The organism is Acidovorax sp. Root70 (assembly GCF_001428225.1).
Classification (GTDB): domain Bacteria; phylum Pseudomonadota; class Gammaproteobacteria; order Burkholderiales; family Burkholderiaceae_C; genus Acidovorax.
This window is the reverse complement of the sequence record NZ_LMHQ01000007.1, coordinates 53199-73418: the sequence shown is the minus strand read 5'-3', so window position 1 is coordinate 73418 and position 20220 is coordinate 53199. Positions and strand designations below refer to the sequence as shown.

Sequence of the window (20220 nt, the reverse complement as noted above, 5' to 3'; positions counted from 1 at the left end):
CACGGACTGCCATCTGGCTGTGAGTGTGTGCACACGCCGCGTCTGTCTGCCTGGTGGGGCGGCGCGGCGTGTGTCGTTTAGACCTGCTGCGCTCAGTCGTCATCACGGTGATGGCTGCTGCGCCAGATGGCGCGCACCAGCCACAGGCCACACACCACCGCGCCGAAGAACCCCAGGAAGCCAAACGCGGGCAGACCGAACAGCGTAGGCCCGCCCTTCACGGTCATCACGATGGACGAGCCGATGATCAGCGCCGCTATCACCAGCGCCATCGCCAACCGGTTGGCTGACCGGTCGATCTGGTCGCCCACACGCTTAAGGTGCGCCAGCTCGATGCCCACCTGCAGGTGCCCGCGCCGCGCGTTGCGCAGCAGCCGCCCGATGTCGTCCGGCAACTGCTCCACCGTGGCCAACGCGCGCCGCAAGGTGCTCCAGGCGCGCCCGGCCAGCACCTTGGGCTCGTAGCGCGCGCGCACCACCTGCTTGAGCAGCGGCAGGGCTTCGGTCGCCATGTGAAAGTCTGGGTCGAGGTTGCGGCCCATGCCTTCAAGCGAAATGAAGGCCTTGATCAGCAGCGCGAGGTCGGATGGCAGGCCTAGGTGGTGTTCACGCAGGATGGCCGTCACATCCGCCAGCATCTGCCCCAGGCTCAGCTGCGCCAAGGGCACGCCGTGGTACTGGTCCACAAAGGCCTCGATCTCGGTCTCCAGCTGGCCCAGGTTCAACCCCTGCGCGTCGCCCGTCCAGTCCAGCAGCACGTCGGCAACGGCCTGGGGCTGGTGCTCGACCAGGCCCAACAGCAGCTGCAGCAGCTCGTCGCGCCGGCGCTGCGACAGGCGGCCCACCATGCCAAAGTCAATGAAGGCAATGCGGTTGCCGGGCAGGTAAAACACATTGCCCGGGTGCGGGTCGGCGTGGAAGACGCCGTCTTTGACGATCATCTGCAGCACCGCCTGCGCGCCGCGCTGCGCCAGCACCGTGCGGTCAAAGCCTGCCTCAGGCGTCAGCGCGGCCAGGGCGCCGCCGGGCGTGCCGTCGATGAAGTCCTGCACGTTGATGCGCTCGCGGGTGTAGGCCCAGTGCACGCGCGGGATCACGATGTGGGGCAGCACGGCCATGTTGGTGGCAATGCGCTCGGCCTGGCGGCATTCGCCCGCCAGATCCAGCTCGCGGCGCAGCGAGCGGGCGAACTCGCGCACCAGTTGCTGGGGCCGGTAGGGCTTGAGCGCAGGCAGCTCGGCCTCGGCCAGCGCGGCCAGGCGCTGCAGCAGGCGCAGGTCGGCCTGGATGGTGTCGGCAATGCCGGGGCGGCGGATCTTGACGATGACCTCGCTGCCGTCCTGCAGCCGGGCGCGGTGCACTTGCGCAATCGATGCGGCGGCCAGCGGCGTGGTGTCGAACCAGGCAAACACGGCTTCGGGCTCGGCGCCCAGGTCTTCGCGCAGTTGCGGGCGCAAGGCGTCGATGGGCAGAGCGGGCACGTTGCTGTGCAGCTTCTCGAACTCGGCAATCCATTCCGGGCCGAACAGGTCAGCCCGGCCCGCGAGGATCTGGCCAAACTTGACGAACGCGGGGCCCAATTCTTCAAGCGCCAGGCGCACCTGCACGGGCGGCTCCACACGGGCCAGATCGGCGGCGTGGGTCCAGTTCAGTGCCTGGCCCGCACGCTCCAGGCGGTCGGTCAGGCCCAGGCGGCGCACGGTGTCGCCAAACCCGTGGCGCACCATCACGCCCAGGATTTCCTTCAGGCGCCCCAGGTCGCGGGCGGTGTCCAGGGTCTCGATCAGCATGGGGCGATCATAGGTTCAGAAGGTCAGGGCGGGTTTGTTCACCATCAGGTAGAACACCACGGCCATGGCCACAAAGGCCGGGTAGCCCAGCGCCTCCCACCAGCGGGCGTAGCGCCAGTACAGGGGCGGCAGCACGCCATCACCGTGCGCGGTCTGCGCTGCCTCTGCAGTCTCTGTCGCCATATCGCGCATGCGCAGCTGCAGCCACACCACAGGCAGCCAGCAGGCACCGGCCACCAGGTACAGCGCCATCGACACCGCGAGCCACGGCGTGCTCCAGGGCAGGCCCGCCATGGCTGCCATGGCCAGCCCCGTGGCCGGCTGGATGAACACCGTGGGCGTGGTGAACCACCAGTCCGCCCGCACCACCAGGCGTGTGACCACTGCCTGCGCCTGCACATTGCCGCTGCGGTTGGTAAAGAACATGTAGAACGCCGAGCCCAGCCCGGTGCCCACCAGCAGCACGCTGGAGATGATGTGCAGCCATTTGAGGGTGAGGTACAGGCTCATGGCTTTTGCGGAGAAGTGGCCTAGTCTTGCAGCAGCACCCACAGGATGGCGGCAATCGGCAGGTTTTTGGTCAGCGGCCCGAAGGGGTGCAGCCACCAAGCGGGTTGTATGGCTGTGGCCAGCAGTGTCATGGCCAGCATCATCAGCAGAGCAGCGCCATACGCCTTGCGGCCGGGGCGGAGTGCCAGCCACAGCCCCAGCACCGCATCGGCAGCCGCACCGGCCAGGATGATGGCAGTGGGCAGCCACGGGGCATGGCCCCCGGCCCACGCGGTGGGCAGCCCTGCCAGCAACTCGCGGCTTTGGCCGTGCAGCTCCCACACGCTGACCACGGCCGTGGCCAGCCAGACGACCACGAGGCTGGCGCGCAACAACTGGGCCGACCCGCGGTTCATGGGCGTGCCTTCTGCGCTGCGGATTTCGCGACGCCCTGCGCTTGTTGCCAATCTGCAATATCGGCAGCACGGACCGCCAGGAACTGCGCCAGGCGCTGGAACCGCTGGCGCGTCTAGCGGACAAAGACCCAGTCCACCAAAGGTTCCATGACCGCCCGTAAGGATGCCGGGCCGACTTGAAAGGTGTAGGTGTAGATCAGCAGGGACTGGTGGGGGCCCTGCTCCTGGTGGCGCATGGAGGCGGCCCACTGGGTGAAGGGAAACGACCGGCCAACCATGGCCGCAGCCGCGACCACAGGGCGGTCATAGCTGACGAACTGCGTGCGCATGGACAGCGCCCGCAATGCACCGGCGCCCAGGTTCTCGGTGGTGGCGCCCACACTGGGGCAGGGCGCACTGCTTTCCACGCTGGTGCGACGCACCAGCGAATCCCACTGGCACCGCCACTCGTGGTAGTGGAAGGCATCGAACACAACATCGGCCCGCGCTGGCATGGGGAAGGTCAATTTCCGGTGGGCCATGGGCTCATTCCTCCACCACATCGGTCACCATGCCCCACTTCGCAAACTCGGGGGCAAAGGCCTCCAGGGGCAGCAGGCTGGTGCTGGTGTGCGCCCCGGTGGGCAGCGGCCGACCGGCTGCGAGCTGGCGGGCCAGCAGGATGGCGGCCATGCAGGGGATCTCGGGGCCATGGTCGTTATCGGCCGCAATGTGCCAGGCGCGGCGCCGGGGCTGGCCTTGTGCATCGGCGCCCGCCACACGCACCACCATGCCGCCCAGCGGCGTGCCCAGAAAGTCCAGCGCGCCGCCCGCGTGGTGCATCAGCCAGGCCAGCTTTTCGGGGTGGGGCAGCACGCCCCAACGGCGCAGCGCGGCCAGGGTGGCGAAGGCTCTCTGCGCCAGCCCGACCTCCAGGGCCGCGCGGAAGGTGACGCGGTCGCGGGCCTGGTAGTGGGCGGGAAAGATCTCGAGGTCCGGGATGTCGCAGACCGCCCCCAGGCGAGGGTGCAGCCGCTGGAACTGAACGGGTCTGGGCCGCGCCCAGCCGCTGTGCGGCCGCCACCGGCCACCGTCCCACACGTCGATGGGCAGGCCGCAGTAGCTCAGCACCGCCGCCAGCGTGGCCTGGCCCCGGGGCGCCCGTTGCGCAGGGGCAATGCAGATGTCGATGCTGTCGATGTGCTGCCAGCCCGCGCACAGGTGGTCGATAACTGCCGAGGACAGCGCTGGCACCGTGCTGGCGCCAGCAACGGCCGTGCGCCCGGCGGCAGTGAATGCAGCCTGCATGGCGGTGGGAAAGTCGCACACAAACCGGCGGCCGTCGGCCAGGTCGATGTAGTGCGCGCCAGCCTCGGCCGCCGCCTGGGCCACGTTGTAGGCCTGTGCCTGAAAAGGGCCTGCCGTATGGATGACCAGACCCACACCCCACTCGCGCAAGGTGGCAGCCAGGCCGGGCGCCTGGTGGTCCAGCGCCACGCCCTGGGCACCGTGGCCCAACGTCGTGGCCAGGGCCTTCGCTTGCGAGGCATCCCGGCCCGCCACCAGCAGGGCGATGTGGTGGCGTGTGGCCTCGTCGCTCACCAGGGCGCGGCAGATGCGCGCCCCAAAGTTGCCGTAGCCGCCCAGGACCAGGGTTTTGAATGCAGCCATGGCGGTCATGCGCCCGAGGCCCAGTGCATGCTGGGCTGCGTGGGCACAAAGGAGGTATCGCTGCCCCTGCCACTGCCCGGCGTGTGCAGCAGGGCCTGAAGGGCGGCACGCTGCGACTGCAGTTGCGTGCGGTGCCAGGTGGGTACGTCAGGCGCTGCAATGGGGCGGCTGAACAGGTAGCCCTGGATGTGGTGCAGTCCGGCGGCGGCCAGGGCCCGCAGCTCCTCCGGCGTCTCTACCCCCTCGACCACCACCGACAGGCCCAGGTCACGGGCCAGGGCGCTGATGTGCCGCAGCAGCTTCTGGCGTCGGCGGTCTTGCGGCAGTTGGCGCACGAACAGGCGGTCGCACTTGATGCCCGCAATGGGGAGCTCCGCCAGCATGCCCAGCGACGAATAACCGGCGCCAAAGTCGTCCATTAGTACGGCCACGCCCAGGGCGCTCAGCGCGCTGATGGCCGCCACCATCTGGGGGCCCAGCGCAATCACGGCATGCTCGGTCATCTCGAGCTTGAGGGTGCGCGGGGGCAGGGCGCGCTGGGCCAGCTGCAGGCCCAGCCACGGCGCAAAGCTCTCGTGCATCAGCGTGACCGGTGCCACATTGACGCTGATGGTCACGGCATCCAGCCCCTGCGCCCGCCAGTCGCACAGATGGTCGAGCGCGTTGCACACAATCATGCGGTCCACCTCCGCCGTCTTGCCCTGCAACTCGCACACCAGCAAGAAGGTTTCGGGGTTGATGCGGCCCAGGGTGGTGTCGGTCAGGCGCAGCAGCGCCTCCAGCTGCACCCCGCTGCGCTGGGTATGGATGATGGGCTGGAAATGCAGGGCCAGGTTCTCGGGGTGCAGCAGGCGGTCCAGGTGGTCGGCAATCAGCGACTGCTGAATGTCGCTGTGGGCGTTGTGGGCCAGCGCCGAGGTGCGCATCATCGACAACCCGCGCCGCAGCAGCTGCTGGCGTCCTGCGTCCGAGCGCAGGTTGCTCAGATGCTCCATGGCCACCGCCGTCGCAAACACCAGCATGACGAAGAGCAGTGCCGCGCCATCGGACGCAGCCTCGGGGTCGCTCAGGCGCATGGCAAAAGTGTTGACCAACAGCCAGTGCAGCACCAGGATCGCACCGCCACACAGCAACTTGTCAGTCCAGGTCTGAGAGCGGTAGCGGGGTGTGAGCACGCTGAGCTTGGCGGCGCGATGGCGGATCGCGCAGTAGCAAGAAATACCGATGGCGATGCCCAGCGACAGCAGGGTGGCCAGCATGTTCAGTTGCCCAAAACTCTGCACATGGCTGCTCGTGATGGTGAAGTGCCCCGCCAGCGTGCCCAGCGCCAGCCAAGCGCTGGCCAGTGCGATGCGGCGTTTGCTGGCGCTGGTACTGAGGGCCGGAATGGTGAGCCGCGCACTCACCACCATGATGACCAGCCCGCTGAGCGCGGGCACCAGCTCCAGCACACGGTGCGACAGCTCGTTGTACATGAACAGGCCCACCACATCCAGCGCCCACACGATGGAGCCAATGCACAGGGCTGCGTGCGATGCGCTGATGCGGCGGCTGGACGGGTCCACCGAATACGCGGTGTGCTCCACCAGCTGCTGGCACACGTGCACGACCAGTGCCGCAAACACCCAGAACAGCAGGCTTTGCAGCAGTGGCGGAAACCCCACCACAAACACCTGCATGGCGCCCTGCCAGATTGAAACCATATCGTCCACGTGCTCCCGCCCTTTTTTGTACGCGGGTCATCATACGACTGTGGGGTGGGGCCAAAGCGTAACGGCCTGTGGCGGGAATGCTTTCCGGGGTGGTTGACCGCCATCTCGGGCGGGCGTGGATTTTGGGCACATCTTTTCGATGTTGTTTTCAATAATTCAATAATCGTTGTATTATAGATTCATGCAAGAAACCGATGTTGTCCGAGCCCTCGCCGCCTTGGCCCAGGAAGTCCGCCTGAGGGTCTTCCGTGCGCTGGTGGTGGCGGGCCCTGCAGGGTTGACCCCCGGCGATCTGGCCGCTCAGCTGGAGGTGGCGCCCAACACCTTGTCTTTTCACCTCAAGGAGCTGTCACATGCCGGGCTCATCAGCCAGGAGCGACAGGGCCGCAACCTGATCTACCGCGCCGCGTTCGACACCATGAATGCGCTGCTGGCCTACCTTACCGAGAACTGCTGCGAAGGCCAGGGCTGCGCGCCTGCCGACGCGGCTGCGTCCTGCCATTGCTAACCGTTGCTGACCGTCTCTGTCCACCCCCCCGAGGAGAACCCCATGAAACGCTTCCACGCCCATGTGCATGTCGATGACCTGGCCCAGAGCATCGCGTTCTATTCCAAGCTGTTTGCTGCGGCGCCCACGCGGGTGGAGGCTGACTACGCCAAGTGGATGCTGGAGGACCCGCGCGTCAACTTCGCCATCTCCACGCGGGGCGCCACGCCAGGCCTGGACCACTTTGGCATGCAGACCGACGACGCTGCGGAGCTGGCCGAACTCAAGGCGCGTGCCGAGGCCGCCGACATGGCCTTGCTCGACGAGGGCAACACCACCTGCTGCTACGCCCGCAGCGAAAAGCACTGGGTGACCGACCCGCAGGGCATTGCGTGGGAGCACTTTCACACCCTGGGGGACATCCCTGTTTTCAACGAGGCGGCTCTGTCCTCGGCAGCGGGTGCCTGCTGCACGCCTTCGGCGGCAGCCCCTGCGCCTGCGGCGCCTCGGGCGGCGTGCTGCGGCCCGGCCACGGCCACAAACTCCAAAACCAGCTGCTGCTGAGAGCGCCGCATGACCGCCTTGAACGTTCTCTTCCTCTGCACCCACAACTCGGCCCGCAGCATCCTGGCTGAGGCCTTGCTCAACGACATGGCACCGGGCCGGTTCCACGCGTATTCGGCGGGCAGCAGTCCGCGCGACAACCAGCAACCCCACCCTCTGGGCCTGGAGGTGCTGCGCGCCGCCGGTATCTCGACCGAAGGCCTGCGCAGCAAAAGCTGGGACGAGTTTGCCGTCCCGGGCGCGCCGGTGATGGATCTCATCATCACCGTCTGCGACAACGCGGCGGGCGAGGTCTGCCCCATCTGGCCCGGCCACCCGGCCACTGCGCACTGGGGCTACGCCGACCCGTCTGAGGGGAATGGCTCGGACGATGAAAAGCGCGAGGCTTTCCGCAAGACCTTGCATGCCATCCACCAGCGGCTGGAGCTGCTCATCAACCTGCCCGCCGACAAGCTCGAAAAGACCCTGTTGCAGCACACCGCGCGCGAGCTGTCGCGTGCCGCTGCCACGCCATGACGGCGCGGTGCGAACCGGCCGGCGCGCCCGCCCCGGCCCCCATGAGCGTGTTCGAGCGCTACCTCACGGTGTGGGTGTTGCTGTGCATCGTGGTGGGCATTGCGCTGGGACAGTTCTTGCCGTCGATGTTCCAGGCCGTGGGCCGCATGGAGATCGCCAAGGTCAACCTGCCCGTGGGCCTGCTGATCTGGGTGATGGTCATCCCCATGCTGGTGAAGGTGGACTTCAGCGCATTGGGCGAAGTGCGCAAGCACGCCCGGGGCATCGGTGTGACGCTGGTGGTGAACTGGCTGGTCAAGCCGTTTTCGATGGCGCTGCTGGGCTGGCTGTTCATCCGCCACTGGTTTGCGCCCTACCTGCCTGCCGACCAGCTGGACAGCTACATCGCAGGCCTCATCCTGCTGGCGGCCGCGCCCTGCACGGCCATGGTGTTCGTTTGGAGCCGACTCACTGGCGGCGACCCGCTGTTCACGCTGTCGCAGGTGGCACTGAACGACAGCATCATGGTGGTCGCGTTTGCGCCGCTGGTGGCGTTCTTGCTGGGCATCTCGGCCATCACCGTGCCGTGGGACACTTTGCTGACCTCGGTGGTGCTCTACATCGTGATCCCGGTGGTGCTGGCCCAGTGGCTACGCCGGTCGCTGCTGGCCCAGGGGCAGGCGGTGTTCGATGCCGTCATGGCGCGCATGGGGCCCTGGTCCATTGCGGCGCTGCTGGCCACGCTGGTGCTGCTGTTTGCGTTCCAGGGCCAGGCCATCCTGCAGCAGCCGCTGGTGATTGCGCTGCTGGCGGTGCCCATCCTGATCCAGGTGTTCTTCAACGCGGGGCTGGCCTACTGGCTCAATCGCGCGGTGGGGGAGAAGCACAGCGTGGCCTGCCCATCGGCACTGATCGGCGCCTCCAACTTCTTCGAGCTGGCGGTGGCAGCTGCCATCAGCCTGTTCGGCTTTCATTCGGGCGCCGCGCTGGCCACCGTGGTGGGCGTGCTGATCGAGGTGCCGGTGATGCTGCTGGTGGTGCACATCGTCAACCGCAGCAAGGGCTGGTACGAGCGGGCGTGAGTGGCGCGGCGCACCACGCCCGTGTGCTCAGCCCCTGGTCGTGAGCAACGCCACCGCCTTGCGGGCCAGCGGCGCTGCCAGCATTACCGCCGGAAAGGCGAACAGCCACCCGGTCAGCCACGCGCCCGCCCAGAGGCTCACAAAGTCCTGCTGCGGCTGCAGTGCGCGAAAGGTGGAGATGCCCGACACCAGCAGCGACATCACGCCCGACAACATCAGGCTGAACAGCACCGGGCCATAGCGGGCGGGGATCATGCCGCCACCTCTTCGCCAGGCTGGCGTGCAGCCACACCGCCCACATCGCCCAGGCGCTGCAGTGTCTCGGCAAAGTGCTGGCCGAACATGCGGGCGGTCTTGGTGTCGCCGGGCACAAACGCATCGGCGGCCGCCCCATGGCCTGCCTGCGCCATCAGGCCCGACCAGGAGCCGAGGCGGTTGGCCGCCTCGTCGTACGGCACCCCGGCGTGCTGCTCGGGCAGGATGGGGTTGCCCACCCACACCATGCCGTGTTGCATGGCAAACACCCACATCGACATCAGCGTGGACTGCTTGTCGCCCGCGGGCAGTGACGACACGGTAAAGCCCGCCGCCAGCTTGTTCTTGAGCTGATGCGTCTTCCACAGGCGGCCCGTGGAATCCATGAAGGTCTTGAACGGCCCGGAGACCCCGCCCAGGTAGGTGGGCGAGCCCAGGATGACGCCGTCGTAGCGCAGCAGGCGGTCGGGCGCCTGCGCCAGGTCTTCGGCGCGGACCAGTTCGGCGAGCACGCCCGGCACGGCGCGGGCGCCGTCCAGCACGTGGTGGGCGATGTGCGCGGTGTGGCCGTGGGCGCTGTGATAAACGGTGGCAATGTGTTGCATGGTGTGGGTTCCTTGGGAGTGATTTCGGGGGAGAAGGCGCGGGACAGGTCAGCGTGAAATCAGTGCGATGACCAGCGCGGAGAGATACAGGCCCAGGCCAAACACGGTGTGGTTGGCCAAACTGCGCAGGCAGTTCTTGAGCGGGGTCGGTGTGCGCGATGCCGCAAAGCCCGAGCCCATGGCGGGCTGCATCACCAAAAGCGGCGCCGCCACGGTGCCCATGCCCACGGCCAGCGCGGGCCACAGGGTGGGGCTGTGGACCCAGGCAGCGCCCTGCAGGGACAGCAGCACCCCGGCAAAGGCCACGCCCACGGCGTAGTGCGTGAGCCAGCCCCAGGCCAGTTCGCCGCGCACCGGGGCTGCCTTGGCGATGGCTGCGTGGGCGACTTGCCCGCGCACCAGGTGGCCTACCCAGCGGCCGATGAAAGCGAAGTTGAGCGTGGGCACCCCCAGCCTTTTGAGCAGCAACAGCCAGGCATCCATGACGGCGGTGGCGCCGATGCCCAGGAGCATGGCGAGGGGAATGTCTTGCAGTGAGAGAGTCATCAAAACACCTCGGAAAGTTGACGGGAGAAGGTTTTGAACGGAATATAGAAGTTCAAGTCAACTTGAGGTCAAGAGGTTTTTTCATGGACATTGCCGAAGTCGCCAAACGCTCCGGGCTGCGGGCGTCCACGCTGCGGTATTACGAAGAGAAGGGCTTGATCCAGTCGGTGGGGCAACCGGGGGAGCGCCGCCGGTTTGCGCCCGGCGTGATGGACCAGCTGGCGCTGATTGCGCTGGGGCAATCGGCCGGTTTCTCGCTGGACGACATCCGGTCCATGTTCTTGCCCAGTGGCGAGCCGAACATCGACCGGCAGCTGCTGTCAAGCAAGGCCGACGAACTCGACACTATGGTCAAGCGCCTCAAGGCCATGAGCAATGGGCTGCGGCACGCGGCCGCCTGCCCGGCCGAGAGCCACGCCCAGTGCCCGTCCTTCCAGCGGCTGCTGAAAGCCGCCGCTGACGGAGCGCTGGAGCGTCAGCAGCGGCGCAGCGCGCAGCCGGTGGTGGGGCTGCGCCGGCCGCGTGCCTGAGCTGCCCAACGCGCCCTGGTTTGTGGGTGACTTGATTGCTATCTATTTGATAGCTATTCAGGCATATTGCACTAGCGCTATCGGCCAATAGGGCTTGACATGGAGTCGCCGGGCGCCTGCACGACGGTGTGGGCAGCGGCGCGGGCCCGTCACCCGCCTTTGGGGGCGCCGAGCTTGCGGTACACCGTGGCGCGGCTGATGCCCAGCGCGCGCGCCGCCTCGGCCACGTTGCCGCGCGCTTCCTGCACCGCGCGGCGGATCATGGCCACTTCGGCCTCGCGCAGCGGGGCGGGCGCGGATGCAATGCCTGGCACCGCCGCTGTGTGGGTGTCGCCCACGGTGCGGGCGTGCGCAGGCAGCTGCGCCAGCGCGTGCAGCCGCAGGCCCGACCACAGCGGCAAATCCAGCGGTTCCCGGCGCTGCTGGCGGGCCGCGTCGAACAGCATGGTCCAGGGCATGGCCAGCAGGTCGCCGCAGTGGGTCCGGGCGCCGGGCAGGCCGGGGGTGCGCAGGGGCTGCGGCACCAGCTGGCGGGCCATGCTGTTGGCACCCACCACGCAGCCGTCGGCGTCCAGCGTCAGCAGGCCGTCGCCTTCACCGCCCAGCGGGCAGCCCGGCCAGTTCACGCGCAGCAGCAGGGCATGGGGCAGTTGCAGCAGCAGTGCGTCTTCCATGGCGCGGGCCGACCGGGCCACCAGGTGGCGCAGCTCGGGCCGTTCGGGCACATCCACACCCGTCAGGTCCAGCATGCCCATGCAGCGGCCCTGGGGGTCGAACAGCGGCGCTCCGGCGCAGCTGTAGCTGGCGTTGTCGTCAAAAAAATGCTCGCCCCGGTGCAGCCACACGGGCTGCAGCTCTTCCAGCGCGGCGCCAATGGCGGTGGTGCCCACGGCGGCTTCCGACAGGTCTATGCCCACGCGGCCAATGGCGCTGGCGCGCGGGTCGCTCCGGTCGCAATGGCCCTGCACATCGACCACGATGCCGCGTGCGTCGGTGAGCATGGCGAAGTAGCGCATGCCCGCAATGGCCCGGGTCAACTGCTCCAGCACCGGCCGGGCCGCGCGCAGCAGGTGGTGGTTCTGCTCCTGGCTGTGCCGCAGCGCCGTCGCGCTGACAGCGTCAAAGGCGAGGTGCCGCGTGGGCTCCAGGCCCCGCGCCAGGCAGCGTTGCCAGGAGCGTGCAATCCACGGCTCCACCTCGGCGCGCACGGGCGCTGCACCGTCGGACAGCAGGCTCTGGCGCGCCTGCGCAATCAGCGCGTGGCGGTCGGCAGAGGGGTGGGGCGCGGAGATCAGCATGTGAATGGGCTCCTGGAGGCTCGCATGATGCGGTAGTCCACTGAATCCGGGAAATCGGGGGTGCGTGAGGGTCTGGCAAGGCCGCAATCTAGGCGCCGGGCGTAGCCGTGTTGTACACCCGGCGAGCGCGGCAACAACGAGTGCGGCCTTGCCAGACCCTCACCCTGCGGGCCAGGGCTGCGGCGGGTACCCGGCGGTGTTGCCTGACTTGCCAAGGCAGCCAGCCTTGGCTGCGCCAGGCGCCTTGCCGTGCATCCCGTCGCAGCCCTGGCGCACCCCCGATTTCCCGGATTCAGTGGACTAGTGTGCATTGCAGCATGTTTCATTTTGAGAATATCCGGCGAGACGTCCTGGAAATCTAGGGTTGTCCCTAGGGATGGTCGTTGGGGCGCGGCAGAAGATGCGCGAGCGATGAGCGTGATCCTGATCCCCTCCGCGAGATCGTGAGCGCGCGCCTATCCAGCCAAAACCACTCCAGGAGACAGCCAGATGCAAGTCCAGTTCACGGTCAACGGGCGCGCTGCCAGTTTTGACGTCCCTCCCAATACCCTGCTTGTCCATGCGCTGCGAGAGCACCTGATGCTCACCGGCACCCATGTGGGTTGCGACACCAGCCAGTGCGGGGCGTGTACGGTGCATGTGAACGGCCGGGCCGTCAAATCCTGCGCCATGCTGGCGGTGCAGGCCGAGGGGGCCGATGTGACCACCATCGAAGGCATGGCGACTGCTGACGGCACCATGCACCCCATGCAGGCGGCGTTCAAGGAGTGCCATGGTCTGCAGTGCGGCTTCTGCACCCCCGGCATGGTGATGAGCGCGGTGGACCTGTGCAAGAACCACCCCAACGCCAGCGAAGGCGAAATCCGCGAACTGCTCGAAGGCAACATCTGCCGCTGCACCGGCTACCAGAACATCGTGCGCGCAGTGCAGGTCGGCCAGAAGGCCATGGCTGGCGCCTGAGCGCGCCCGCCGTCCCCACGCCAGAACAATCCAAGGAGACAAGACCATGGGTGCATCCGACTTTTCCAAGCTGCCGCACATCGGCGAATCGCTCAAGCGCAAGGAAGACTACCGCTTCCTGACCGGCGCGGGCCAGTACACCGACGACGTGGTGCTGGCCGCGCAGAGCCATGCGGTGTTCGTGCGCTCACCGCACGCCCACGCCAAGATCAACAGCATCCACATCGACGCCGCCAAGGCCGCGCCGGGCGTGCTGGGCGTGTTCACCGGCGCCGATGTGGCCGCCGACAACATCAACGGCCTGCCCTGCGGCTGGCTCATCACCAGCACCAACGGCGAGCCCATGAAGGAGCCGCCGCACCCCATCCTGGCCCAGGGCAAGGTGCGCTATGTGGGCGACCACGTCGCCATGGTGGTGGCGCTGACCCAGCAGCAGGCGCGCGATGCGGCCGAGCTGGTAGAGGTGGACTACGACGTGCTGCCTGCCGTGGTGAACGTGGCCGACGCCGCATCGGGCGCCGTGGCAGGTGCTGCGCTGCACGACATCGCGCCCGACAACCACTGCTTCAAGTGGGCCATCGGCGACAAGGGCGCCGTGGATGCCGCATTTGCCAACGCCGCCCACGTCACCCAGCTCGACCTGATCAACAACCGGCTGATCCCCAACGCCATGGAGCCGCGTGCGGCCATCGGCAGCTACAACCGCGCGAGCGACGAATACACGCTGTACGTCAGCAACCAGAACCCGCACGTCGAGCGCCTGCTGATGACGGCCTTTGTGATGGGCCTGCCCGAGCACAAGGTGCGTGTGATTGCGCCCGATGTGGGTGGTGGCTTCGGCTCCAAGATCTATCTGTACGCTGAAGACGTGTGCCTGACCTGGGCCGCCAAGAAGCTCAACCGCAACATCAAGTGGGTGGCGGATCGCAGCGAGGCGTTCCTCTCCGACGCGCATGGCCGCGACCATGTGAGCCACGCCGAGATGGCGATGGATAAGGACGGCAAGTTCCTGGCCATGCGGGTACACACCCACGCCAACCTGGGCGCGTATCTGAGCACCTTTGCCAGCGCCGTGCCCACCATCCTGTACGCCACGCTGCTGGCGGGCCAGTACACCACGCCGCAGGTGTATGTGGAGGTGGATTCGTGGTTCACCAACACCGCGCCCGTGGATGCCTACCGGGGCGCGGGCCGGCCCGAGGCCACGTACCTGTTGGAGCGGCTGGTGACCCGCTGCGGTTGGGAAATGGGCCTCTCGCAGGACGAAATCCGCAAGCGCAACTTCATCACCAGCTGGCCCTACCAGACACCGGTGGCGCTGCAGTACGACGTGGGTGACTACCACGCGTGCATGACGCAGGCGCAGCAACTGGCAGACGTGGCGGGCTTTGCCGCGCGCAAGGCCGCCAGCGAGGCCAAGGGTCTCAAGCGCGGCATTGGCTACAGCAGCTATATCGAGGCCTGCGGCATTGCGCCGTCCAACATCGCCGGTGCGCTGGGCGCACGGGCAGGACTGTTTGAATGCGGCGAGGTTCGCGTGCACCCCACGGGCAGCGTGACGGTGTTCACCGGATCGCACAGCCACGGCCAGGGGCATGAGACCACCTTTGCGCAGGTGGTGGCCGCGCGCCTGGGTATTCCGGTGGAGAACGTGGACATCGTGCACGGCGACACGGGCCGCGTGCCGTTCGGTATGGGCACCTACGGCTCGCGCTCCATCAGCGTGGGCGGCGCAGCCATCATGAAGGCGCTGGACAAGATCGAGGCCAAGGCCAAGAAGATTGCCGCGCACCTGATGGAAGCGAGCGACGCCGACATCGACTTTGCGGGCGGCGAATTCACCGTGCGGGGCACCGACAAGAAGATTCCGTTCGGCCAGGTATCGCTGGCAGCCTACGTGCCGCACAACTACCCGTTGGACGTGCTGGAGCCGGGCCTGAACGAAACAGCGTTCTACGACCCCACCAACTTCACCTTCCCCGCAGGCACCTACATCTGCGAGGTGGAAATCGACCCGCAGACCGGCGTGACGCGCGTGGACAAGTTCACCGCCGTGGACGACTTCGGCACCATCATCAACCCCATGATCGTGGAAGGCCAGGTGCACGGCGGTCTGGTGCAGGGCATCGGCCAGGCGCTGCTGGAGAACTGCGTGTACGACCGCGAAACCGGCCAGCTGCTCACCGGCAGCTTCATGGACTACGCCATGCCGCGCGCCGACGACTTCCCCGAGTTCAAGCTGGGCCATGTGTGCACGCCCTGCACCCACAACCCGCTGGGCACCAAGGGCTGCGGCGAGGCCGGGGCGATCGGCTCTCCACCGGCGGTGATCAACGCTGTGCTCGATGCGCTGCGCCCCTTGGGCGTGAAGGAGTTCGACATGCCCGCATCGCCCCACCGCGTGTGGGAAGCCATCCAAAGCGCCAAGGCATAAGGAGACCAACCATGTACGCATTCACCTTTGAGGCTCCTTCCTCCACCGCCGCTGCCGCGCAGCTCATCGCCCAGGGCGGCAAGCTGCTCGCGGGCGGGCAAAGCCTGCTGCCGTCCATGCGGCTGCGCCTGGCCAACCCTGAAAAGATCGTGGACCTGAACGGCATTGCCGAGCTGGCGGGTATCCGCCGTGAAGGCAACGCGCTGGTCATCGGTGCCATGACGCGCCACATGGACGTGGCGGCCAGCAGCGAGGTCAAGTCGGCCATCCCGGCACTGGCCGACCTGGCTGCCCACATCGGCGACCGTCAGGTGCGGGCACGCGGCACGCTGGGTGGCTCGGTGGCCAACAACGACCCCGCCGCCTGCTACCCCAGCGCGGTGCTGGGCCTGGGCGCCACGGTCATCACCAACCGCCGCGAGATCACGGCCGACGACTTCTTCGTGGGCATGTACACCACGGCGCTGGATGAGGGCGAGATCATCACCGCCATCCGCTTTCCCATCCCCCAACGCGCCGCGTACATGAAGTTCAAGCAGGCGGCATCGCGCTTCTCGCTGGTGGGGGTGTTTGTGGCGCAGACCGACAGCGGCGTGCGCGTGGCCGTCACCGGTGCGGCCAGCAGCGTGTTCCGCCACGCGGGGCTGGAGGCTGCGCTCAACCAGAGCTTCACGCCGGAGTCGGCGGCCAGCGTCAAGATCGACGCGAGCGACCTGAACGCCGACATCCACGCCAGCGCTGCCTACCGCGCCAACCTCATCAGCGTGCAAACCCAGCGCGCTGTGCAGCAGATGCTGGGATGAAATGAGGGCGACCCCGCTACCGTGGTGCGGCACCCGGTGGCGGGTTTTTGAGTGAAATGGGCCGCTAGCGCTATAAGAGCATGCGCTGGCAGCTATGAATTGGATAGCAATGAACTCGTTGAACGCCGCGCCGGTTCCGGCTTCCATCGATGCCCTGGTGCAGGCCCTGCAGAGCGTGGGCTATTTTGCCGACCGTCGTCTGGCCACGGCGGTGTTTCTGGCGCTCAAGCTGCAGCGGCCTTTGCTGCTGGAGGGCGAGCCCGGCGTGGGCAAGACGGCGCTGGCCAAGGCCCTCTCGGAAGTGCTGTCGCGCAGCCTGATCCGCCTGCAGTGCTACGACGGCCTGGAGCAGCGCGAGGCGTTGTACGAGTGGAACTACGCCGCCCAGCTGCTGCACATGCGGGCTGCGGAAGGGCAGGGCGGCGCCGACATGGCGCAGGTGGAACGCGAGGTGTACCAGGACCGCTACCTCATCCGCCGCCCCTTGCTGCAGGCACTGCAGGCACCAGCGCCGGGCGCCGTGCTGCTGATCGACGAGGTGGACCGCGCCGACGAACCGTTCGAGGCCTTTTTGCTGGAGTACCTGGGCGAGTACCAGGTGAGCATTCCCGAGATCGGCACCGTGCGCGCCACGGCCACGCCCGTCACCATCCTCACCAGCAACCGCACGCGCGATCTGCACGACGCCGTCAAGCGCCGCTGCCTGTACCACTGGCTGGACTACCCCGAGCGCGAGCGCGAGCTGGCCATCGTGCGCGCGCAGGTGCCCGGGGCTAGCGAGGCGCTGGCAGTGCAGGTCGCAGAATTTGTGGGCCGGCTGCGCAGCCAGCCGTTTGCCAACGCCTTTCAGCGTGCACCGGGCATTGCCGAGAGCGTGGAATGGGCCAAGGCGCTGGTCGCGCTGGACACCCTCGTGGTGGACCCCGAGGTGGTGTCCGATACCGCAGGCATCCTGTTCAAGCAGCGTGAGGATGTCGCGGCGCTCACCCGCGACATGGCGGTGCAGCTGCTGCAACCCGCCGATGCCGATGCATGAGAGCCGCCCGATAGCCGAGGGCGCGATGTTCTCTCAACTCGGCGATGCCCGCACTGGCAAGCTGGCCGACAACCTGAGCGGCTTTGGCCGCACGCTGCGCCGCGCTGGTGTGCGGGTGGACGCTGCCCGCATGGCGCTGGCCCAGCAGGCGGTGATGCTGGTGGGCCTGCAGCGCGAGGACTTCAGCGCCGCACTGGAGGCCGTGCTGGTCAGCCGCGAGCAAGACCGGATGGTGTTCTGCGAGCTGTTTGACGCCTACTTTCGCAACCCCAACGTCGCACAGAAGCTGCTGGCACAGATGCTGCCCAGCGCCGAGTCCAAGGCCGAACCCGTCAAGCGCCGCCCGCGTGTGAGCGAGGCACTGGCGCCCGTGCGTGCCGCGCGCAACGCACCGCCCGCGCGCGAAGAAGACAAGATCGAATTCGATGCCGCCATGACGGCCAGCGGCCTGCAGCGCCTGCGGCAGGCTGACTTCAACCAGCTATCAGCCAGCGAATACATCTTGGTAGAGCGCCTGGCGCGCGACGTGCCCTTGCCCTTGCCGCACTACGCCGCCCGCCGCACCAGGCCGGGCGCCCGCGGCAGCCGCCCGCACTGGCCCGGCGCCATGCACCATGCGGCGCGCAGTGGGGGTGAGGTGCTGCACATCCCGTTGCTGCAGCGACGCCAGCAACCGCTGCCGCTGCTGGTGCTGGTGGATGTGTCTGGATCTATGGAGCGCTACGCCCGCTTGCTGCTGGCCTTTTTGCACGCGGCCACCGCACCGCGCCACACCGGCGCCGCCGTACGCCGTGACGTGTTTGCGTTTGGCACCGGCCTGACCGACCTCACGCCCGCCTTCCGCCTGGCCGATACGGATGCGATGCTGGAGACGGCCAGCCATGCCATCACCGACTTTGCGGGCGGTACCCGCATGGGCGACAGCCTGGGCCAGCTGCGCCTGCAGCACGCGCGGCGCTTGGTGGGGCGGCGCACGCTGGTGCTGTTGATCAGCGACGGGCTGGACACGGGCACACCCGAGGTGCTGGAGCGCGAGCTGGCCTGGCTGCGGCGCCACTGCGGTCGCCTGCTGTGGCTCAACCCCCTGCTGCGCTACGAGGGGTATGCCCCCACGGCGCGCGGTGCGTCAGCTCTGCACCGCCAGGCCCACGGCATGGTGGCCGTGCACAACCTGAGCCACCTGAAGGACCTAGCTGCCAGCCTGGCGAGCGTGCTGCGGCAATGACGGCGCCGTGCCCCACGCCGCACTGAGTCCAGCCATGCAGCGGACCGATTGAATTCCCACAACATCCACACACATTAAAGACCGAGAGGACCCACCATGGAAATGCAAGCCAGCCGAACCCTTGCCGTCAGCCAACAACAGGCCTGGGAGGCGCTCAACGACCCTGAGGTGCTCAAGCTGTGCATTCCCGGCTGCGACAAGGTTGAGCCCACGGGCGCGAACCAGTATTCGGTGGCCATGGCGCTCAAGATCGGGCCCGTGTCAGCCAAGTTCGCGGGCAAGATCACTCTGTCCGACATCGTGCCGCCCGAGAGCTACAACATCGCCTTTGACGGCTCCGGCGGCGTGGCAGGCTTTGGCAAGGGCAATGCACGGGTTTTGCTGGTGCCCCTGCCCGCCGATGCGGCCGGGCAGGCCAGCTGCGAGCTGCACTACACCGTGCACGCCTCGGTGGGCGGCAAGATTGCGCAGCTGGGCCAGCGCCTCATCGACGGCGCCGCCAAAAGCATGGCCGAAGACTTCTTCAAGCGGTTTGACGACGAGATGCAGCGCCGCTTTCCGCGCGCTGAAGCCCCTCCAGCAGACGCATCGGCCAGCGCCGATGCCGTCACCCAGCCTGGCACCGTGGAAGAGGGCAGCGCCACCCAGGGTGGCGGTATCCCTGCGTGGGTGTGGGGTGTTGGCGTGGCGGCCCTCGTATTGCTGGCCTGGTGGTTCAATCGGGGCTGATTGCTCGGGGCAGCGGAAGGAAGTCAGTCATGGAAAATTTGGACGTCGTCGTCTTGCGCACACTGCAGGGCTGGCGCGCCGCAGGGCGCCGCGCGCTGCTGGCCACGGTGGTGCGCACGTGGGGCTCGTCGCCCCGGCCGGTGGGTTCGATCATGGCGCTGTGCGAAGACGGCGCGGTGGTGGGGTCGGTGTCGGGCGGGTGCATTGAAGACGATTTGATCGACCGCCACACCCGCGCCTATGCACAGGCGGGCGCGGCGGCAGACGGTTCAGACCACCGCATCCCCAGCGGCCCGCCATCGTTCGTCAAATACGGCGTCAGCGCCGACGAGGCCCACCGCTTTGGCCTGCCCTGCGGGGGCACGCTGGAGCTGCTGCTGGAGTACGACCCCGATCCCGCACTGCTGGCGGACCTCATTGCCCAGCTGGCCGCCGGGCGCCTGGTGCAGCGCACCGTGCGCTTGTCTGACGGGGCCGTGACCCTGGCGCCCACTCAGGCGCCCGAGGATCTCAAGGTGGATGCACAGCAGCTCACCAACACCTTCGGCCCTGAGTACCGCATGCTGCTCATCGGCGCAGGGCAGCTCACCGAGTACCTGGCCACCATGGCCTTGTTCAACGGCTTTGCCGTGACTGTGTGCGACCCGCGCGAGGAGTACCGGGGCAGCTGGAGCGTGCCCGGCGCTACGGTGGTGAGCGACATGCCCGACGATGTGGTGCTGGCCTTCAAGCCCGACCGCCGCACCTGCGTGGTGGCCCTCACGCACGACCCCAAGCTGGACGACCTGGCGCTGCTGGAGGCGCTGAACACCGAGGCGTTCTACGTGGGCGGCATCGGCTCGCGCCGCAACAACGAGGCGCGGCGGGACCGCATGATCGAGCACTTTGACCAGACCGAAGCCAGCCTGCAGCGCCTGCGCGGGCCCATTGGCATCTACATCGGCAGCAAGACACCACCCGAAATTGCGGTGAGTGTGATGGCCGAGATTTTGGCCGTGAAGAACGGCGTAACCTTGCCGCGCGACATGGAAGTGGCCCAGGCCAAGAACGACCGGGAGCTGGCCCACAACGACCCCAGCGCCCTGGTGTGCGGCGTGCGGTAGCTCGGTTCGTC

21 protein-coding genes and 1 pseudogene are annotated in these 20220 nt (G+C 67.6%); 12 read left to right on the top strand and 10 right to left on the bottom strand.

The genetic code is table 11. From position 1 onward, the window contains the following. Positions 1-92: 92 nt before the first annotated feature. The 6 genes from ASD94_RS05065 to ASD94_RS05040 form a co-directional block, all read right to left on the bottom strand. The gene (locus ASD94_RS05065) at positions 93-1790 is read right to left on the bottom strand and encodes an AarF/ABC1/UbiB kinase family protein (protein ID WP_056639461.1); all 1698 of its coding nucleotides are present in this window, start codon (positions 1788-1790) and stop codon (positions 93-95) included. Between the two features lie 15 nt (positions 1791-1805). Further along, positions 1806-2300: a DUF2269 domain-containing protein gene (locus tag ASD94_RS05060; RefSeq protein ID WP_056639459.1), complete on the bottom strand. Its 495-nt coding sequence runs from the start codon at positions 2298-2300 to the stop codon at positions 1806-1808. Positions 2301-2320: 20 nt separating this feature from the next. Then, positions 2321-2695, bottom strand: a complete 375-nt coding sequence (locus ASD94_RS05055) for a DoxX-like family protein (protein ID WP_056639456.1) — start codon at positions 2693-2695, stop codon at positions 2321-2323. Between the two features lie 113 nt (positions 2696-2808). Then, the gene (locus ASD94_RS05050; RefSeq protein WP_056639454.1) at positions 2809-3216 is read right to left on the bottom strand and encodes a hypothetical protein; all 408 of its coding nucleotides are present in this window, start codon (positions 3214-3216) and stop codon (positions 2809-2811) included. A gap of 4 nt (positions 3217-3220) precedes the next feature. After that, complete coding sequence (locus ASD94_RS05045; protein ID WP_082576770.1) at positions 3221-4345, bottom strand: saccharopine dehydrogenase family protein; 1125 nt, start codon at positions 4343-4345, stop codon at positions 3221-3223. A gap of 5 nt (positions 4346-4350) precedes the next feature. Beyond that, complete coding sequence (locus ASD94_RS05040) at positions 4351-6048, bottom strand: EAL domain-containing protein (RefSeq protein WP_056639450.1); 1698 nt, start codon at positions 6046-6048, stop codon at positions 4351-4353. 190 nt (positions 6049-6238) lie between these two features. On the opposite strand from ASD94_RS05040, the gene ASD94_RS05035 reads away from it, so the two are divergent. Genes ASD94_RS05035 through arsB form a run of 4 tightly spaced genes read left to right on the top strand, consistent with a single transcriptional unit; the run spans position 6239 to position 8685 of the window. Further along, complete coding sequence (locus ASD94_RS05035; protein WP_015015249.1) at positions 6239-6565, top strand: helix-turn-helix transcriptional regulator; 327 nt, start codon at positions 6239-6241, stop codon at positions 6563-6565. Between the two features lie 42 nt (positions 6566-6607). Then, positions 6608-7108, top strand: a complete 501-nt coding sequence (locus ASD94_RS05030; protein ID WP_056639448.1) for an ArsI/CadI family heavy metal resistance metalloenzyme — start codon at positions 6608-6610, stop codon at positions 7106-7108. 9 nt (positions 7109-7117) lie between these two features. Continuing rightward, the gene (locus ASD94_RS05025; RefSeq protein ID WP_056639446.1) at positions 7118-7624 is read left to right on the top strand and encodes an arsenate reductase ArsC; all 507 of its coding nucleotides are present in this window, start codon (positions 7118-7120) and stop codon (positions 7622-7624) included. Beyond that, complete coding sequence (arsB, locus tag ASD94_RS05020; protein WP_056639444.1) at positions 7621-8685, top strand: ACR3 family arsenite efflux transporter; 1065 nt, start codon at positions 7621-7623, stop codon at positions 8683-8685. Before ASD94_RS05025 ends, arsB begins: the two co-directional genes overlap by 4 nt. A gap of 27 nt (positions 8686-8712) precedes the next feature. On the opposite strand, the gene ASD94_RS05015 is transcribed toward arsB, so the two are convergent. From ASD94_RS05015 to ASD94_RS05005, 3 genes and pseudogenes are all read right to left on the bottom strand, one after another. Then, entirely contained in the window at positions 8713-8940 is a 228-nt protein-coding gene (locus ASD94_RS05015) for a DUF2798 domain-containing protein (protein ID WP_056639442.1), read from the bottom strand. After that, positions 8937-9563, bottom strand: a pseudogene (locus tag ASD94_RS05010) (flavodoxin family protein); the annotation flags it as partial. The gene ASD94_RS05015 and the pseudogene ASD94_RS05010, both read right to left, overlap by 4 nt. 30 nt (positions 9564-9593) lie before the next feature. Then, positions 9594-10058 carry a DUF2938 domain-containing protein gene (locus ASD94_RS05005; protein ID WP_082565140.1) on the bottom strand — a complete coding sequence of 155 codons (465 nt, stop codon included), beginning with the start codon at positions 10056-10058 and terminating at the stop codon, positions 9594-9596. 116 nt (positions 10059-10174) lie between these two features. Between ASD94_RS05005 and ASD94_RS05000 the strand changes: the two genes are divergently transcribed. Next, positions 10175-10621, top strand: a complete 447-nt coding sequence (locus tag ASD94_RS05000; protein WP_015015242.1) for a helix-turn-helix domain-containing protein — start codon at positions 10175-10177, stop codon at positions 10619-10621. Between the two features lie 149 nt (positions 10622-10770). On the opposite strand, the gene ASD94_RS04995 is transcribed toward ASD94_RS05000, so the two are convergent. Continuing rightward, positions 10771-11919: a helix-turn-helix domain-containing protein gene (locus ASD94_RS04995; RefSeq protein ID WP_056639437.1), complete on the bottom strand. Its 1149-nt coding sequence runs from the start codon at positions 11917-11919 to the stop codon at positions 10771-10773. A gap of 489 nt (positions 11920-12408) precedes the next feature. On the opposite strand from ASD94_RS04995, the gene ASD94_RS04990 reads away from it, so the two are divergent. The 7 genes from ASD94_RS04990 to ASD94_RS04960 all read left to right on the top strand — a co-directional run bounded on the left by ASD94_RS04990 (position 12409) and on the right by ASD94_RS04960 (position 20209). Next, on the top strand, positions 12409-12879 hold the full coding sequence (locus ASD94_RS04990) for a (2Fe-2S)-binding protein (protein ID WP_056639435.1): 471 nt from the start codon (positions 12409-12411) through the stop codon (positions 12877-12879). Between the two features lie 46 nt (positions 12880-12925). Next, the gene (locus ASD94_RS04985) at positions 12926-15313 is read left to right on the top strand and encodes a xanthine dehydrogenase family protein molybdopterin-binding subunit (protein ID WP_056639432.1); all 2388 of its coding nucleotides are present in this window, start codon (positions 12926-12928) and stop codon (positions 15311-15313) included. 11 nt (positions 15314-15324) lie between these two features. After that, complete coding sequence (locus ASD94_RS04980; RefSeq protein WP_056639430.1) at positions 15325-16116, top strand: xanthine dehydrogenase family protein subunit M; 792 nt, start codon at positions 15325-15327, stop codon at positions 16114-16116. Between the two features lie 109 nt (positions 16117-16225). Continuing rightward, positions 16226-17152 (top strand): MoxR family ATPase, encoded by a 927-nt coding sequence (locus ASD94_RS04975; RefSeq protein WP_056639429.1) that lies wholly within the window; start codon positions 16226-16228, stop codon positions 17150-17152. Between the two features lie 25 nt (positions 17153-17177). Continuing rightward, on the top strand, positions 17178-18377 hold the full coding sequence (locus ASD94_RS04970) for a VWA domain-containing protein (protein WP_156391353.1): 1200 nt from the start codon (positions 17178-17180) through the stop codon (positions 18375-18377). A 96-nt stretch (positions 18378-18473) separates the two neighbouring features. Beyond that, positions 18474-19106 carry a CoxG family protein gene (locus tag ASD94_RS04965; protein WP_056639425.1) on the top strand — a complete coding sequence of 211 codons (633 nt, stop codon included), beginning with the start codon at positions 18474-18476 and terminating at the stop codon, positions 19104-19106. A gap of 29 nt (positions 19107-19135) precedes the next feature. Then, complete coding sequence (locus tag ASD94_RS04960) at positions 19136-20209, top strand: XdhC family protein (protein WP_056639423.1); 1074 nt, start codon at positions 19136-19138, stop codon at positions 20207-20209. Positions 20210-20220 lie beyond the last annotated feature (11 nt).

What these genes read in the sequence shown, in the direction of transcription:
- ASD94_RS05065 (WP_056639461.1), bottom strand. Translation starts at nt 1,790, where the DNA reads ATGCTGATCGAGACCCTGGACACCGCCCGCGACCTGGGGCGCCTGAAG.
- ASD94_RS05060 (WP_056639459.1), bottom strand. Translation starts at nt 2,300, where the DNA reads ATGAGCCTGTACCTCACCCTCAAATGGCTGCACATCATCTCCAGCGTG.
- ASD94_RS05055 (WP_056639456.1), bottom strand. Translation starts at nt 2,695, where the DNA reads ATGAACCGCGGGTCGGCCCAGTTGTTGCGCGCCAGCCTCGTGGTCGTC.
- ASD94_RS05050 (WP_056639454.1), bottom strand. Translation starts at nt 3,216, where the DNA reads ATGGCCCACCGGAAATTGACCTTCCCCATGCCAGCGCGGGCCGATGTT.
- ASD94_RS05045 (WP_082576770.1), bottom strand. Translation starts at nt 4,345, where the DNA reads ATGGCTGCATTCAAAACCCTGGTCCTGGGCGGCTACGGCAACTTTGGG.
- ASD94_RS05040 (WP_056639450.1), bottom strand. Translation starts at nt 6,048, where the DNA reads ATGGTTTCAATCTGGCAGGGCGCCATGCAGGTGTTTGTGGTGGGGTTT.
- ASD94_RS05035 (WP_015015249.1), top strand. Translation starts at nt 6,239, where the DNA reads ATGCAAGAAACCGATGTTGTCCGAGCCCTCGCCGCCTTGGCCCAGGAA.
- ASD94_RS05030 (WP_056639448.1), top strand. Translation starts at nt 6,608, where the DNA reads ATGAAACGCTTCCACGCCCATGTGCATGTCGATGACCTGGCCCAGAGC.
- ASD94_RS05025 (WP_056639446.1), top strand. Translation starts at nt 7,118, where the DNA reads ATGACCGCCTTGAACGTTCTCTTCCTCTGCACCCACAACTCGGCCCGC.
- arsB (WP_056639444.1), top strand. Translation starts at nt 7,621, where the DNA reads ATGACGGCGCGGTGCGAACCGGCCGGCGCGCCCGCCCCGGCCCCCATG.
- ASD94_RS05015 (WP_056639442.1), bottom strand. Translation starts at nt 8,940, where the DNA reads ATGATCCCCGCCCGCTATGGCCCGGTGCTGTTCAGCCTGATGTTGTCG.
- ASD94_RS05005 (WP_082565140.1), bottom strand. Translation starts at nt 10,058, where the DNA reads ATGCTCCTGGGCATCGGCGCCACCGCCGTCATGGATGCCTGGCTGTTG.
- ASD94_RS05000 (WP_015015242.1), top strand. Translation starts at nt 10,175, where the DNA reads ATGGACATTGCCGAAGTCGCCAAACGCTCCGGGCTGCGGGCGTCCACG.
- ASD94_RS04995 (WP_056639437.1), bottom strand. Translation starts at nt 11,919, where the DNA reads ATGCTGATCTCCGCGCCCCACCCCTCTGCCGACCGCCACGCGCTGATT.
- ASD94_RS04990 (WP_056639435.1), top strand. Translation starts at nt 12,409, where the DNA reads ATGCAAGTCCAGTTCACGGTCAACGGGCGCGCTGCCAGTTTTGACGTC.
- ASD94_RS04985 (WP_056639432.1), top strand. Translation starts at nt 12,926, where the DNA reads ATGGGTGCATCCGACTTTTCCAAGCTGCCGCACATCGGCGAATCGCTC.
- ASD94_RS04980 (WP_056639430.1), top strand. Translation starts at nt 15,325, where the DNA reads ATGTACGCATTCACCTTTGAGGCTCCTTCCTCCACCGCCGCTGCCGCG.
- ASD94_RS04975 (WP_056639429.1), top strand. Translation starts at nt 16,226, where the DNA reads ATGAACTCGTTGAACGCCGCGCCGGTTCCGGCTTCCATCGATGCCCTG.
- ASD94_RS04970 (WP_156391353.1), top strand. Translation starts at nt 17,178, where the DNA reads ATGTTCTCTCAACTCGGCGATGCCCGCACTGGCAAGCTGGCCGACAAC.
- ASD94_RS04965 (WP_056639425.1), top strand. Translation starts at nt 18,474, where the DNA reads ATGGAAATGCAAGCCAGCCGAACCCTTGCCGTCAGCCAACAACAGGCC.
- ASD94_RS04960 (WP_056639423.1), top strand. Translation starts at nt 19,136, where the DNA reads ATGGAAAATTTGGACGTCGTCGTCTTGCGCACACTGCAGGGCTGGCGC.